The organism is Flavobacterium davisii (assembly GCF_042182265.1).
In the GTDB taxonomy this organism is placed as follows: domain Bacteria; phylum Bacteroidota; class Bacteroidia; order Flavobacteriales; family Flavobacteriaceae; genus Flavobacterium; species Flavobacterium davisii.
On record NZ_CP097869.1, the window covers coordinates 3,386,644 to 3,401,267 of the forward strand.

Here is a 14,624-nt window from a genome sequence, read left to right on the forward strand (position 1 = left end):
ACTTTTACATATCACAAAAATAAATAACCTTTATTTTAACAAAGTTGACCGCCGTCAATATTTTAAAGAAACTATTTTTTCATGAGCTTTGATATAACGAAATATACTTTTAGAAGTCACGAACTTCTTAAAAACGTAAAACCAAAATTTTTACAAGAATTAAATGCTAACAAAACAATTGAAAGTTATCATAAAGGGCATATTCTTTATGAAGAAGCCACGGAAGCTAAAGCTGTATATAAATTAATAAAAGGAAAAGTAAAAATTGAGCAACTAAATCAAGATGGAAAAACCAGAATTGTGTACATTTTTGTTGAAGGCGAATTTTTTGGCTTTAGACCTTTATTGAGTAACGAGAAACATCCTGTAACAGCCATTTTATTAGAAGATAGTAAAGTGGAAATTTACGAAGGAAACAAGTTTATCGAAGTAACTAAAAAATCGCCCAATTTATCATTTAACTTAGTTCAAATTTTAAGTTTCGAATTCAATGTTTGGATCAATTTAATCACCTCTCTCTCTCATAAATCCGCAAAAGAAAAAATTGCTTTAATTTTACTTATTCTAGATGAGAAATATAAATTGGAAAAAGAAGAATATGAAATATCCATGACAAAATCAGATATAGCTAAATACTCTGAAACTTCTGAAGAAACAGTCGTTAGGGTAATTAGTTTTTTCGAATCAGAAGGACTTTTAGTCAATCATAGTAGAAGTATAAAAATTGTTAATATCAAATTACTTTCTATTATTTCTGAAGGGTTTTAACTTTTAAAAATCAGTTAATTAATAGATTTTTAAAAGTTAATCTGTAATTTTCTAAAATTTTAATCTTATCTAAAACGCCATAGAATTTATTATTTTTAAGAACAACCAAATGATTCGTTTTTACAGTGTCGAATTTGTTCATTATATCATCAATATCTTCATTAATATTAACGACTAAAAAAGTTTTTGACATAACCTCTTCTACTTTTGTAAACTTAGCTTGAAAAGGATTAAACAAAAGTTTTTTCACTGTATCATAATATACCACACCTAATACTTCTTGTTCTTTATTTAATACCGGAAAAATGGTTTGTTCACTATCTACTATTACCTCTATAATCTTATCTAACAGATCTTCTGGAGATACCGTTTGAACACGAAGATCTATCAATTTTGCTACTTCTATACTTTGTAATACATTTTTATCTTTATTACTTGTAAAGACATCACCAGAATCGGCTAATACTTTTACATCCATAGAATGTTCTTCAAATCGTTTAGAAACTGCATAACTTACAGATGATACGATCATGAGGGGGATCATTAAATCATATCCTCCTGTTATTTCACCAATCAAAAAAATAGCCGTCAAAGGAGCATGAAACAAACCGCTTAATATACCTGCCATTCCGACTATGGTAAAATTCGTTACAGGCAACTGCGAAATATCTAGTACATTAATTATTTTTGCTACTACAAAACCTAAGTAAGACCCTACAAATAAAGATGGTGCAAAATTACCTCCATTACCTCCACTACCTAAAGTAATTCCTGTTGCTATAGATTTCACAAAAACAATAACTCCTACAAAAAAAATAAGAATCCATTTCTCATTTTTCACACACTCTAACAATGTGTTTTCTAAAATTTTTTCTGGATGCGCTGTCGATAAAATTTTAATACTTTCATAACCTTCTCCAAATAAAGTTGGAAAAAAGAAAATTAGAACAGCTAAAACTAGGGCGCCAAAAATGGCTTTTGCATAAACTCGTTCCGAAAAATGATTAAAAAAATGCTCTATTTTTCTAAATGTACGAGCGTGATAAACAGAAACTAAACCAGCTAAAACGCCTAATAGGATATAAAAAAAAGTATTGGAAAAATTAAATGGTTGTACTTTTTGAAAACTCAAAATAACCTCGCCACTAATTATTATTTTACTTACTAAAGCGCCTGTTGCAGCAGAAATCATAATAGGGATAAACGCAGAAATAGATATATCAGCTAATATAACTTCAATAGTAAAGAGAACTCCTGCAATAGGTGCATTAAATGCTGCTCCTATACCAGCAGCTACTCCACAAGCTAATAATAATATTCTATTTTTTTTAGATAATGAATAACTTTGCGCGTAATTGGAGCCGAATGCTGCTCCTGTAATAACAATTGGGCTTTCTAATCCTGCTGAACCACCTAAACCGACCGTTAAAGAGCTGGTCATAATTTGGGCATACATTTGTTTTCTGGGTACAATTCCTCCTTTTTTAGCAATAGAATGCAAAATTTTTGCGCTTCCCTTTTCTATACTTCCTCCTAAAAATCGTTTGATTACAAAAACTGTTAAAATCAAACCAACAATTGGTAGTATACTATTAGGATAAGGCAACTTTAAGTATTTATTGAGTAAATTAGCCCAAATAAAAACTTTATGAGCAAACGTTTTAAGGAAGATTACAGCAAAGGATACTGAAATAGCAATTGCTACACTAGATAAATACAAAAAATTCCGCTCTGAAAGCATTTCTTTTGCTTTAAAAAAGAAATACTCTAAACGAGCAAAAAGGGTTCTAAAAAAAAGTTGGATTTTAGCTGAAACTCTCCTAGGCATAATTTAGTTTATAGTATGCCAAATATAAATAATAATAAAAGAAAATTTTGATAAAAAAAGAGGTTCTACAAAAAGAGTGAGTTTGTTTCAACTCTCTTTGTTGTTCTCAAAATAAAAACAAGTCACATTATAATAGTAATAGTGTGACTTGTTTGGGTTAAAGGTATCTATAAAACATTGAAAATACTTCTTTTAAGATATTTCTTTGTTATACATTATTTTGTTAGATACATTTTTCTTCTAGAATATAGCTCATAGAATTGATCGTCTTTTAAATCGTCAATAAATAAAATACTTTCCCCTGTTGATTTCATCTCTGGTCCTAATGCTTTATTAACTCCTGGGAATTTATTGAATGAAAATACGGGTTGTTTGATAGCAAAACCGTTTAATACTGGGTTAAAATTAAAATCAGTAACTTTTTTCTCTCCTAGCATTACTTTAGTAGCATAATTTACATAAGGTTCGCCATAAGCTTTTGCAATAAATGGCACGGTACGGGATGCTCTTGGATTGGCTTCTATTATATAAACTGTGTCTTCTTTAATGGCAAATTGAATATTAATTAAGCCTACTGTTTTTAATGCTTTTGCAATTTTTTTGGTATGATCTTTTATTTGTTGCATTACAAACTCTCCTAAGTTAAATGGAGGCAATGTAGCATTACTGTCACCAGAGTGTACACCACAAGGCTCAATATGCTCCATAATTCCTATTATATACACATTCCCTTCTGCATCACAAATAGCATCTGCTTCTGCCTCAATAGCCCCATCTAAATAATGGTCTAACAATAATTTGTTATTTGGTATATGTTTTAATATTTCAATTACGTGTTCTTCTAGTTCTTGTTTGTTGATTACAATTTTCATTCCTTGACCTCCTAATACATACGAAGGACGCACTAATAATGGAAAGTCTAATTCATCGGCTAATCGTACTGCTTCTTCAGCATTTTCAGCTACTCCAAATTTAGGAAATGGTATATCTAATTCTGTTAATAATTCTGAAAAACGTCCTCTATCTTCGGCTAAATCTAAAGCATCAAAACTTGTTCCGATTATTTTGATACCATATTTACTTAATTTTTCAGCTAATTTTAAGGCGGTTTGACCTCCTAATTGTACAATAACGCCTTCTGGTTTTTCATGACGAATGATATCGTAAATATGTTCCCAAAATACGGGTTCAAAATATAATTTATCAGCGGTATCAAAATCAGTCGAAACTGTTTCTGGATTACAGTTAATCATGATTGTTTCATAACCACATTCTTTGGCTGCTAAAACACCATGAACGCAAGAGTAATCGAATTCAATTCCTTGACCAATACGGTTGGGGCCAGATCCTAAAACTACTATTTTCTTTTTATCTGAAACAACACTTTCATTTGCTACATAATGAGAGCCATCTGCTTTTTCAATTTCTGCTTCAAAGGTGGAATAATAATAAGGTGTTTGTGCTTTAAATTCAGCTGCACAGGTATCTACTAGTTTATAGACTCTCTGAACATTCATTTCCTCTCTTAGAGTGTGTATCTGACTTTCTAAACAGCCTAACATGTGTGCTATTTGACGATCACCGTATCCTTTTTGCTTAGCTTCTAGCAAAAGTTCTTTTGGCAAAGTATCTAATTTGTATTTAGATATTTCTTTTTCTAATAGATAAAGGGCTTCATATTCTTTCAAAAACCACATATCTATTTTTGTAATTTCATGAATTCTTGATAATGGAATACCCATTGCAATTGCATCATAAATCACGAAAACGCGATCCCAACTTGCATGTGTTAACTTATCGATGATTTGTTCATAATTTTTATATCCTTTACCATCAGCACCTAACCCATTTCGCTTAATTTCTAAAGATTGAGTAGCTTTATGTAATGCTTCTTGAAAAGAACGTCCAATTCCCATTACTTCACCTACCGATTTCATTTGAAGTCCCAATGTTCTATCAGAACCTTCAAATTTATCAAAATTCCAACGCGGTATTTTTACAATGACATAATCTAATGTAGGTTCAAATAGGGCCGAAGTTGATTTTGTAATTTGGTTTTGTAATTCGTCTAATGTATAACCTAAGGCTAACTTGGTTGCTATTTTAGCAATTGGATACCCTGTAGCTTTAGATGCCAATGCTGATGAACGTGACACGCGAGGATTAATTTCAATTGCTACGATATCTTCTTTATCATCTGGAGAAACAGCAAACTGAACATTACAACCACCAGCAAAGTTTCCTATACTTCGCATCATGTGCATAGCCATATCGCGCATTTTTTGAAAAGTAGTATCGGATAAGGTCATAGCAGGTGCTACTGTAATACTATCGCCAGTATGAATTCCCATAGGATCCATATTTTCAATCGTACAGATAATTACTACATTATCATTTTTATCACGTAATAACTCTAATTCATATTCTTTCCATCCTAAAAGTGCTTTATCTATTAATACTTCATGTATGGGGGAAGCCTCTAAACCACGAGTTAACAAGGCATCAAAATCTTCTTTTTTATGAACAAAAGCAGCTCCTGTTCCTCCTAATGTAAAAGAGGGACGAATTACTAATGGAAAACCAAATTCTTGTGCAATTTCTTTACCTTTTAAAAAAGAATTAGCTGTTTTAGCGGGTGCTTGAGGAATGCCTATTTTGTTTAATAGATCTTTAAACTGATCTCGGTCTTCTGTAATATTAATTGCATTTACATCAACTCCTATTAATTTAACATTAAAATCTTTCCAAATTCCTTTATCTTCCGCTTCCAAGCATAAATTTAAAGCTGTTTGCCCTCCCATTGTTGGTAAAACCGCATCAATTTGTGGATGCGCTTTAAGGATTTCGATAATAGATTTTGTAGTTAATGGCTTTAGATAAATATGATCTGCCATAGAAGGATCCGTCATAATGGTAGCGGGATTGGAATTGATTAAGATTACTTCAATTCCTTCTTCTCTTAATGAACGAGCAGATTGAGAACCTGAGTAATCAAATTCGCAAGCTTGACCAATAATAATAGGTCCTGATCCAATAATTAAAACCGATTTAATAGAGTTGTCTTTAGGCATTTTGTGTGTTGTTTGGCGCTGTTAACCAGCAATATTAGTTGTATGAAATATTGATTTGTAATAAAATTAAAAAAATATTATCAGAATTAAATTTTTAAAAAAAAGGCGTTACCAATAAAAGTAACGCCTTTGTATAGATTGTCAAACAATCATTATTTTTTGTGTCTTGGTTCAGAAGAAACGGTTAACTTATGTCTTCCCTTAGCACGACGACGAGCAAGAACTTTTCTTCCGTTTGCAGAAGCCATTCTTTCCATAAATCCGTGTTTATTTCTTCTTTTTCTTTTCGATGGTTGAAATGTTCTCTTACTCATAGCTTTTTATCTTTAAAATCCTGTATATTTATCTAGTTATTTGGTTTTCTCAAAACCGAGTGCAAATATACAATCATTTTTTATTCCTGCAAATGCTTTTTCAAAATAATATCAAAAAAACATACAATTTTTGCCAAATGACTTAAAAAGTTCACTTTATTTCTTAATATAACTTTTCTATATTTGCAGCATATTAAAAAGCAATTAACATGTTTCACAGAAATATTAAATTAGTATTAGCAGCTTTGCTAATTGTTACAGGAATCTGGCAATTTACAGAAAATAATATCGGTAATGGTATCTTCCTATTTTTACTGTCTATAATCCCTATATTTTTATATTTTCGTAATGAGTATATTTTACTTGCATTCTTAAAATTAAGAAATCAAGATTTTGCAGGAGCTAAAAATTGGTTAGACAAAATCAAGAATCCTGAAACAGCTTTAATCCAAAAGCAACAAGGTTATTACAACTATCTGAATGGATTGATGGTTTCTCAAACCAACCTAAATCAAGCTGAAAAGTTTTTCAAAAAAGCTATTTCATTAGGTTTGTCTATGGATCAGGATTTAGCATTAGCCAAATTAAATCTAGCAGGAATAGCATTATCTAGGAGAAGAAAAATGGAAGCTACTACATTTTTGAATGAAGCCAAAAAATTAGACAAACATAATATGTTAAAAGATCAGATAAGTATGATGAAAGAGCAATTGAAAAGAATTTAACTACAAAATATGTTAAAGTTTAAAAACCGCACCTAACAAATGCGGTTTTTTTAGTATATTTAGGGTAGATAATCGAAAAAAAATACTGTTAATCGAATATTTTATTCCATTAAAAGTGAGCGGTTTATCTTCGCAGCAAATAATAAACATGAAAAAGTTATATTTCTTAATAGTTGCGTTATATTCCCTTTTTAGTTTTTGCCAAGATAAGGTAATAACTATAAGTTTTCCTGACGCATTAAGAGCTCATTTAGCCAAGTATAATGAAAAAGTTAACTATGCTTACGAAAAAAATGATATCAAAACTTCTAAAATGTTATTTGATTCATTAGTTAAGTTTCATCTAAAAGGAACGCATTTTGAAGACTATACATTCAAAACATTCGAAAAAAGAACAATCCAGCTAAGTAGCATTCAAAAACCTATCTTTATTTTAACCTATGCCTCTTGGTGTGTTCCTAGCAAAGGAGAATTTCAAGCTTTAAATAAATTAGCAGAAAAACATGCCAAGGATATTAAGTTTATTTTATTATTTTGGGACAAACGAGAAAATATTAAAAAAATAGCTCGAAATTTTAACCATAACATTGAAGTTTGCTATGCTAATGAGTCTTATAAAAATGATGCTCCTATAGTAGCTCATTTAAAACATACATTAGGATTTCCTACTTCCTATTTTTTAGATGAAAAACTAAAAGTAGTTGATATTAAACGAGGAGGAGCACACCCTCAGTCTAATATCAGTTTTTCAAATGCTTTAACAATGAACTACGACACGTTTAATCTTGGTTTAAAATCTATCTTTACTGAAAAAAGAATGATCGAAACTCAAATTTCTGATTCTAACTAGTTATTTTTCTAAAAACATTTTACTTCCTATAAGAATTAATATAATGCTGAAAACTTTTTTCAGCATTTTTTGATCTAAACTAACGGCTAACTTGCTCCCTACATAACTTCCTACAACAAAAAACAAAGCAATAACAGCAGCATATTTCCAATTTATATAGCCTTCTTTATAATAATTAAAAACAGCTAAAGCTGTAACAGGCACGACCAACACCGCCAAACTAGTTCCTTGTGCTTGATGTTGTGAAAAACCTAAAACAAAAACCATCATAGGCACCATTATTATACCTCCTCCTACTCCTACCAAACCACTCAACACACCTGCTAATAAACCTGTAATTACTAAAACAATTATCGTTATTATATTCATACGCTCAAAATCTTATTTACACCCATTCTTTTTTATTTATTAGTCTTTCTTTCTGACAAACCTTTTCTGATAATACTCTACTATTTTCATTTCATTGGCAAATCTAAAACATACTTTTTCTTATTTGGATTATCCAGCTTTACATCTCGTAACCATGGATTCATTAATTTCAATTCTTTGTAATTAACACCTTGACTTTTAGCAAATTTAGCTAAATCTGTAATAGTACTGTCGATTTCTATCTTTTTTATCTTTAATGGCTTATATAGATCATTTTCATTTAAGCTAAATCCGTAATGTTTAGAATTTTCCATAATTTCTTTGAGTGCTAAAATTCTAAAAACATATCGAAATGTTTCATCTGTAAGTAGCAAATCGTAATAATTAGTAACCAATTGTTGATTAATAGCCTTTTGTAAACCATTCATACCTCCATTATATGAAGCTGCTGCTAAAGTCCATGAACCAAATTTTTCTTTTGCTTTCAATAGATATTCACAAGCAGCCTGCGTTGCTTTTTCTAAATGATAACGTTCATCAACTCCTTCTGTAATTTCCATGCCTTTTTCTTTAGCAGTTTGAGGCATAAATTGCCAAAATCCTTTTGCACCTGAAGGAGAGGTTGCATTTGTTAAAGAACTTTCTATTACGGCTAAATATTTAAAATCATCTGGCACATTATTTTTAGCTAAAATAGGCTCTATAATTGGAAAAAAACGGTACGCTCGTTTAATAATCATGATAGTAGAACCGTGCATATATTCATTAATAACCAATTCACGATCTAATCTTTCACGAACATCAGGTATATCTAGGGGCACTTCTTCTCCACAGAAATCAATTTTTACAGGAAAAAAATGGTTATTCTTCCAGCTTACTAATCCAAGACCAATACACAAAACAAAAAAAACAATAATTTTAATCTTCATTTTATTCTACTATTAATTTAGGTAAATTTTCATTTAACCATTTATATTTATTTAAAATCATAATATGAGTACCTCCTCTAACATTTATCCATTTTTCTATATTTTTTACAGGAAAGACTTCATCCGCATCCCCTTGAATATGAATTACTTTTAAATCAGGTTGATCTCTTTCCCAACAAACAACTTGTTCTATAGCCCAATCTAGATATTCTTTTTCTGTACGTGTCATAAATTTTTTGTACAACTCAATTCTTTGCTTTACAATTCCTTTTCCAAAAACATATTTAGCTAATGTTTCTATATTTTTTGCTAACCCAGTAGGCAATAACTTATATAATTTCGTTGCCTTTGCAATTTTCATTCTTTTAGGCAATTCTTGATTACTTTTTACACTTGAAATAATGATTACTTTTTTAGGCTGAACAAATTGGGCCATTTCTTGTACTAGAATACCTCCAAACGAAACGCCTATCAAAATAATATTTTCTCCTACTATTTTTTCTGATATTCTTTGAGCATAATGTACAAGAGGTTCTTGAAAATGTGGCATTTCCCATTCTAAAAAATGCACATCAAAAAAATCTTCTGGTAATTGAATTCGTTCAAAAATTTTTGAACTGGCTGCCATTCCTGGCATAAAATATACTTGAAACTTAGACATTACTGTATTTTATTAAATTTTGACTAAATTATTTATTCTAGCGATAAAACAGTAGCTTTAAAAAAACTTTTTCTTTAAAATTGCAAAAAAAATAAAATGAAAAATTTAGTTCTTAAGTGGAAAATAGCTTTTAAAATTTTCCCTATTATTTTGATTGTTGGAATTTTTAAATTAATGAGTCATTACTACAATTTTGAACTAATGGAACTCAATGCGCTTTTTACTAGTTTAGTAGCTGGAACTATTTTTTTAATTGGTTTCTTGATTAGTGGTGTATTATCCGACTATAAAGAAAGCGAAAAGTTGCCTACAGAACTAGTTGTTTCTATGCGTACTTTACAAGATGATACACTTACCATTATTAAATCTAAAAATTCTGAAGCAGCGAAATTTTTTTTACAATACCAAAAAGAGCTCCCATTTTTAATTAAAAAATGGCTTTACAGAACAGAAAAAACTTCCGCTATTTTAGCATTTATCAGCAATATTAATGAATATTTAGTTCATCTTGAAGAAGAAAATATTCAAGTTAACTATATCATAAAAATAAAGAATGAACAAAATCAATTACGCAAGACCATTATGAGGATGGATACGATACGAGATACGGATTTTGCTGTATCTGCTTATGCTATTGTTGAGGCCATGGCTTTATTAACTTCTATTGGATTAATCATTATAAATATAGAACCTTTTTTAGCTGCAATGTTTCTTACTTTATTGATTACTTTCTTAATTTGGTATATGCTTTTTTTAATCAAAGATTTAGACAATCCATTTGACTATGTTGAAAATGGCGAAACAGGAACTGAAATTTCACTTACTCCTTTACATGATTTCATTGCTGAAATTTAAATTCATTACAAGGAGTACGTCATCCAAAAAGCACTTTACAGATAAGAACGCTACATAGGCATCATGCTAGCTTTATAAACAAAATTCAAAAAGTATTGCGTTTAATGAATTCAGCAACAATGAACATTCATTTTTTAATGTTAAATTTTACTAAATTTAACAAATTTTTTTATGAAATATTTTATATGTGCATTAATGCTTGCGCTAAGTACAGGAATGCAAGCCAAATTTTTAAAAGCAAAAGTATATTATACTAACGGAACGCAAACGGAAGGTTTTGCCAAACTTGTTGAATGTCCTGATAGGAAAGTATCCTTTAGAAAGGAATTAGATGGTGATACTGAAAAAATAAAATCAGATGAACTAGATAAAATAGAGTATACTACAGAAGATGGCGACAAATATGTAGCTGAAAGAATGAAACATTGGTCTTTTGATCTTTTAAGTTTTGGGTTTGATTACTCAAAATCAAAAAAATGGTTTTATTTTATTTATGAAAAAGCAAACATTAAGGTTTATACTATCGAAACCATGACTAGGTCAACTTTTATAAATAGCGGATATGTTACCTCATTTGGCGATGTTACTTTCTTTTTTAAAAAGAAAGGGGACGAAGTAATATATTGGGGCTTAAAAGAATCTAAAGCTGCCGCAACTGTACATATAGGCAGAGGGGGTATGATTAAAAAAATGTTAGCAGAAATGTTTAAAGGCAAATGTAAAAGTGCTGATGAAGATGTTGATAAAATAGAATATAATTATAGATCACACAAAGATTACTTAAAGATTGTTGATATAATTATAAAGTACAAATGCAAATAAAACACTATAAACTAGTAGTATAACTAGCGTTTTTAGTACAGCAGCTATTAAAGTATATAGCTGCTGTTTCTATTTTAACCCAAATTCCGCATTGGAAATCTATTCCACTTTGTTTTTCTTCAAATTCAAGCACATCCCCCATTTTTATTCATCGAAATAGTTGCCTATTTCATCTTATAAAATTTTCCGTGAACACTTGAAGTTATTGAAAAACTTTGTTTTACAACGAAGTTTAATGCGCAATCTGGGTTTAAGAAACTATTTTTATACGAACTCCATTCTTACACTTCCGTCCTCATCTATTTTTGATAGTTTTACCTGACGCAAAGTATTTACTAATTCTGGATTCCACGGTGTTTTTACCTTTACATAATTTTCTGTAAAGCCGTGAATATAGCCTTCTTTATTTTCTCCTTCAAAAAGTACTGTTTTATTGGTACCGATTTGAGTTTCATAAAAGGCACGACGTTTTTTTACAGATAAACCACGCAACATTTTTGAACGTTTGGCACGTACATTTCCCGGAACTACCCCTTCCATTTGAGCAGCTTCTGTATTATCTCTTTCTGAATAAGTAAATACATGAAGATATGATATATCCAAAGTATGTAAAAAGTTATAGGTTTCTAAAAACAATTCATCTGTTTCGCCTGGAAAGCCTACAATTACATCTACACCTATACACGCATGAGGCATTACTTCTCGTATTTTAGCAACACGATCTGAATATAATTCTCGTAAATAACGACGCTTCATTTTCTTTAAAATAGTATTAGACCCTGATTGTAATGGAATATGAAAATGAGGAACGAAAGTTCTACTTTGCGAAACAAAATCAATTGTTTCATTCTTTAACAAATTAGGTTCTATTGACGATATACGTAATCTTTCGATACCATCTACTTTATCTAATGCTTGAACTAGTTCTAAAAAAGTATGTTCGTGTTTTTTATTACCAAACTCGCCTTTCCCATAATCTCCAATATTAACACCGGTTAAAACGATTTCTTTAATTCCTCTTCCAGAAATTTCTTCTGCGTTTTTTAAAACATTTCCCATTGTATCACTACGAGAAATTCCTCGAGCTAAAGGGATGGTACAATAGGTACATTTATAATCGCATCCATCTTGTACTTTTAAAAAAGCACGGGTTCTGTCGCCTATAGAATAACTTCCTACATAAAAATCAGCTTCCTGAATTTCGCATGAATGTACCTCTCCTAAGTCATTTTTAGAAAGATCATTCAAGTAATCTGTTATTTTAAATTTTTCAGTTGCCCCTAAAACTAAATCAACACCATCTACAGCTGCTAACTCTTCTGGTTTTAACTGTGCATAACAACCTACTGCGGCTACAAAGGCTTTTTCGTTAAGCTTCATTGCTTTTTTTACAATTTGCTTAAATTGTTTATCAGCATTATCTGTAACGGAGCAAGTATTAATTACATAAATATCGGCTACTTCTTCAAAATCTACTCGATCAAAACCTTCTTCTTGAAAATTTCGTGCAATGGTGGATGTTTCAGAAAAATTTAATTTACATCCGAGCGTATAAAACGCTACTTTTTTTTTATTTTTCATAATTCGTTGTCAATCAATGAAATCGTTGTCAAAAATTGAGGTTACAAATTTAACTCGTTTTTTTGGTTTAAAAAACAGTAGTTTATTTACTCTCAACAAAATTTATTTAGAATGGCTGGTTTACCCCAAATTACGCTTTGATAACTTATTAGAAATAAAATGACTTGATACCTAAAAGAACAGACCTTTTTATGCTCTATGCAAAAAACTATATCTGCGATAAAAAATTTTCGTCGATTTTGTTCTTCTTTGTCCTTTTGTCTTCATTACAATATCTATTGCGCAATCTGGGCTAAAACAAATACTGATTTTAGATTTTAAAATATAACAAGCAACTAAAACAATTTGTTTGGCTTATCAAATGATCTTTATAAAATTGGTATTTTTTTATTTATGAAAGGCTTTAGGTGCTAACATATTTTCTGGATTTAGAATATCGTCTAATTGTTCTTTAGAAAGGATATTATGTTCTAAAACTAAATTGTATACACTTTTACCTGTTTCTAGTGCTTCTTTAGCTATTTTAGTACTATTTTTATATCCTATATATGGATTTAAAGCGGTTACAATGCCTATACTATGTAGTACCATTTCACGACAATGCTCTTCATTGGCTGTAATACCTTCAATACATTTTTCTCTTAAAGTATCCATCGCTTGGCTCATTAATTGCATCGATTCAAGAATAGCATAAATCAGCACTGGCTCCATGACATTTAATTGTAATTGCCCTGCTTCGGCAGCCATAGTAACGGTTAGGTCATTTCCTATTACACGAAAACAAACTTGGTTCATTACCTCTGGAATAACAGGATTTACTTTTCCTGGCATGATAGAGGAGCCTGGCTGCATAGGAGGTAAATTAATTTCGTTTAATCCACAACGAGGTCCTGAGGATAATAATCGTAGATCATTGCATATTTTTGACATTTTGATTGCCATACGTTTTAACGCTGACGAATAAATAACATAAGACCCCGTATCAGGTGTTGCTTCAATTAAATTGGGAGCTGATACTATAGCTAGATCGGTTATTTTGGCTAATTTTTGAGCGCATAACTGGGCATAACCTATTGGAGCATTTAAACCTGTACCAATAGCAGTTGCTCCCATGTTAATTTCTAAAAAAAGGTTTGAATTTTGGGTTAATCGTTCTATTTCTTCTTCTAAGGTTGCCGCAAAAGCTTCAAATTCTTGTCCTAATGTCATCGGAACTGCATCTTGTAACTGTGTCCGTCCCATTTTTAAAACATGTTTAAATTCTTCGCCTTTTTTTCTAAAAGAGGTTATTAATTCTTTTAAATGGGAAATCAGATTCATATTAGAGCGTATCGCTCCAACTTTTATGGCTGTCGGATAGGCATCATTTGTAGATTGTGATAAATTTACATGATCATTAGGAGAGCAAAATTGATACTGTCCTTTTTCATATCCCATAATTTCTAGGGCTCTATTAGCTAAAACTTCGTTGATATTCATATTGGTAGAAGTACCTGCTCCACCTTGAATCATATCAACTGGAAATTCACTATCAAACCTTCCTTCAATCACTTCTTTAGAAGCTTGTACAATGGCATTCTTTATGGTTTCTTCGAGTAATCCTAGCTCAAAATTTGTTTCAGCTGCAGCCCATTTCACATAAGCTAACCCTTTTATAAATTCAGGAAATTGATATAATCTTACTCCTGAAATATTAAAATTTTCAATGGCACGTTGCGTTTGCACTCCATAATAAGCATTTACAGGAACTTGTAAATCACCTAATAAATCGTTTTCTATTCTATACATTTTTTCAAAGCTAAAAAACCACGAATTTACATTCGCGGTTTCTTATTTCAATTTATTTTTTAA

General features: G+C 30.6%; 14 protein-coding genes. 5 read left to right on the forward strand and 9 right to left on the reverse strand.

What is annotated here, in order from left to right; all coding sequences use genetic code 11:
• The first annotated feature begins 81 nt into the window (after positions 1 to 81).
• Positions 82 to 768, forward strand: a complete 687-nt coding sequence (locus tag NAB20_RS14540) for a Crp/Fnr family transcriptional regulator (RefSeq protein ID WP_088392691.1) — start codon at positions 82 to 84, stop codon at positions 766 to 768.
• Between the two features lie 10 nt (positions 769 to 778).
• Here the strand turns inward: NAB20_RS14540 and NAB20_RS14545 are convergent, their stop codons facing one another.
• The 3 genes from NAB20_RS14545 to rpmH all read right to left on the reverse strand — a co-directional run bounded on the left by NAB20_RS14545 (position 779) and on the right by rpmH (position 5,981).
• Positions 779 to 2,596, reverse strand: coding sequence for a chloride channel protein (locus tag NAB20_RS14545; protein ID WP_105195885.1), 1,818 nt, complete (start codon positions 2,594 to 2,596; stop codon positions 779 to 781).
• Positions 2,597 to 2,811: 215 nt separating this feature from the next.
• Positions 2,812 to 5,667, reverse strand: coding sequence for a carbamoyl-phosphate synthase large subunit (carB, locus tag NAB20_RS14550; protein WP_375605289.1), 2,856 nt, complete (start codon positions 5,665 to 5,667; stop codon positions 2,812 to 2,814).
• A gap of 152 nt (positions 5,668 to 5,819) precedes the next feature.
• The gene (gene rpmH, locus NAB20_RS14555) at positions 5,820 to 5,981 is read right to left on the reverse strand and encodes a 50S ribosomal protein L34 (protein WP_026979292.1); all 162 of its coding nucleotides are present in this window, start codon (positions 5,979 to 5,981) and stop codon (positions 5,820 to 5,822) included.
• Positions 5,982 to 6,190: 209 nt separating this feature from the next.
• On the opposite strand from rpmH, the gene NAB20_RS14560 reads away from it, so the two are divergent.
• Together NAB20_RS14560 and NAB20_RS14565 are read left to right on the forward strand one after the other, a co-directional pair.
• Positions 6,191 to 6,706 carry a hypothetical protein gene (locus tag NAB20_RS14560; protein ID WP_088392685.1) on the forward strand — a complete coding sequence of 172 codons (516 nt, stop codon included), beginning with the start codon at positions 6,191 to 6,193 and terminating at the stop codon, positions 6,704 to 6,706.
• Positions 6,707 to 6,854: 148 nt separating this feature from the next.
• Positions 6,855 to 7,556, forward strand: a complete 702-nt coding sequence (locus NAB20_RS14565) for a redoxin domain-containing protein (protein ID WP_105195883.1) — start codon at positions 6,855 to 6,857, stop codon at positions 7,554 to 7,556.
• On the opposite strand, the gene NAB20_RS14570 is transcribed toward NAB20_RS14565, so the two are convergent.
• From NAB20_RS14570 to NAB20_RS14580, 3 genes are all read right to left on the reverse strand, one after another.
• Positions 7,557 to 7,925: a sulfite exporter TauE/SafE family protein gene (locus NAB20_RS14570; protein WP_105195882.1), complete on the reverse strand. Its 369-nt coding sequence runs from the start codon at positions 7,923 to 7,925 to the stop codon at positions 7,557 to 7,559.
• An 86-nt stretch (positions 7,926 to 8,011) separates the two neighbouring features.
• Positions 8,012 to 8,854, reverse strand: a complete 843-nt coding sequence (locus tag NAB20_RS14575) for a lytic transglycosylase domain-containing protein (protein ID WP_105195881.1) — start codon at positions 8,852 to 8,854, stop codon at positions 8,012 to 8,014.
• Position 8,855: 1 nt separating this feature from the next.
• Positions 8,856 to 9,515 (reverse strand): YqiA/YcfP family alpha/beta fold hydrolase, encoded by a 660-nt coding sequence (locus tag NAB20_RS14580; protein ID WP_164849037.1) that lies wholly within the window; start codon positions 9,513 to 9,515, stop codon positions 8,856 to 8,858.
• Positions 9,516 to 9,611: 96 nt separating this feature from the next.
• Between NAB20_RS14580 and NAB20_RS14585 the strand changes: the two genes are divergently transcribed.
• A complete protein-coding gene (locus NAB20_RS14585; RefSeq protein WP_375605290.1) occupies positions 9,612 to 10,370 on the forward strand; it encodes a hypothetical protein in 759 nt (252 codons plus the stop codon).
• Positions 10,371 to 10,541: 171 nt separating this feature from the next.
• On the forward strand, positions 10,542 to 11,192 hold the full coding sequence (locus NAB20_RS14590) for a hypothetical protein (RefSeq protein WP_123901281.1): 651 nt from the start codon (positions 10,542 to 10,544) through the stop codon (positions 11,190 to 11,192).
• 4 nt (positions 11,193 to 11,196) lie between these two features.
• Here the strand turns inward: NAB20_RS14590 and NAB20_RS14595 are convergent, their stop codons facing one another.
• The 3 genes from NAB20_RS14595 to aspA all read right to left on the reverse strand — a co-directional run bounded on the left by NAB20_RS14595 (position 11,197) and on the right by aspA (position 14,561).
• Complete coding sequence (locus NAB20_RS14595; RefSeq protein ID WP_164849036.1) at positions 11,197 to 11,334, reverse strand: hypothetical protein; 138 nt, start codon at positions 11,332 to 11,334, stop codon at positions 11,197 to 11,199.
• 122 nt (positions 11,335 to 11,456) lie between these two features.
• Positions 11,457 to 12,773 carry a tRNA (N(6)-L-threonylcarbamoyladenosine(37)-C(2))-methylthiotransferase MtaB gene (mtaB, locus tag NAB20_RS14600; protein WP_105195840.1) on the reverse strand — a complete coding sequence of 439 codons (1,317 nt, stop codon included), beginning with the start codon at positions 12,771 to 12,773 and terminating at the stop codon, positions 11,457 to 11,459.
• A 387-nt stretch (positions 12,774 to 13,160) separates the two neighbouring features.
• A complete protein-coding gene (gene aspA, locus NAB20_RS14605; RefSeq protein ID WP_127822738.1) occupies positions 13,161 to 14,561 on the reverse strand; it encodes an aspartate ammonia-lyase in 1,401 nt (466 codons plus the stop codon).
• Between the last annotated feature and the right edge of the window lie 63 nt (positions 14,562 to 14,624).

Excerpts from the sequence above, each read along its gene's own strand:
- NAB20_RS14540 (WP_088392691.1), top strand. The coding sequence starts at position 82 with ATGAGCTTTGATATAACGAAATATACTTTTAGAAGTCACGAACTTCTT.
- NAB20_RS14545 (WP_105195885.1), bottom strand. The coding sequence starts at position 2,596 with ATGCCTAGGAGAGTTTCAGCTAAAATCCAACTTTTTTTTAGAACCCTT.
- carB (WP_375605289.1), bottom strand. The coding sequence starts at position 5,667 with ATGCCTAAAGACAACTCTATTAAATCGGTTTTAATTATTGGATCAGGA.
- rpmH (WP_026979292.1), bottom strand. The coding sequence starts at position 5,981 with ATGAGTAAGAGAACATTTCAACCATCGAAAAGAAAAAGAAGAAATAAA.
- NAB20_RS14560 (WP_088392685.1), top strand. The coding sequence starts at position 6,191 with ATGTTTCACAGAAATATTAAATTAGTATTAGCAGCTTTGCTAATTGTT.
- NAB20_RS14565 (WP_105195883.1), top strand. The coding sequence starts at position 6,855 with ATGAAAAAGTTATATTTCTTAATAGTTGCGTTATATTCCCTTTTTAGT.
- NAB20_RS14570 (WP_105195882.1), bottom strand. The coding sequence starts at position 7,925 with ATGAATATAATAACGATAATTGTTTTAGTAATTACAGGTTTATTAGCA.
- NAB20_RS14575 (WP_105195881.1), bottom strand. The coding sequence starts at position 8,854 with ATGAAGATTAAAATTATTGTTTTTTTTGTTTTGTGTATTGGTCTTGGA.
- NAB20_RS14580 (WP_164849037.1), bottom strand. The coding sequence starts at position 9,515 with ATGTCTAAGTTTCAAGTATATTTTATGCCAGGAATGGCAGCCAGTTCA.
- NAB20_RS14585 (WP_375605290.1), top strand. The coding sequence starts at position 9,612 with ATGAAAAATTTAGTTCTTAAGTGGAAAATAGCTTTTAAAATTTTCCCT.
- NAB20_RS14590 (WP_123901281.1), top strand. The coding sequence starts at position 10,542 with ATGAAATATTTTATATGTGCATTAATGCTTGCGCTAAGTACAGGAATG.
- NAB20_RS14595 (WP_164849036.1), bottom strand. The coding sequence starts at position 11,334 with ATGGGGGATGTGCTTGAATTTGAAGAAAAACAAAGTGGAATAGATTTC.
- mtaB (WP_105195840.1), bottom strand. The coding sequence starts at position 12,773 with ATGAAAAATAAAAAAAAAGTAGCGTTTTATACGCTCGGATGTAAATTA.
- aspA (WP_127822738.1), bottom strand. The coding sequence starts at position 14,561 with ATGTATAGAATAGAAAACGATTTATTAGGTGATTTACAAGTTCCTGTA.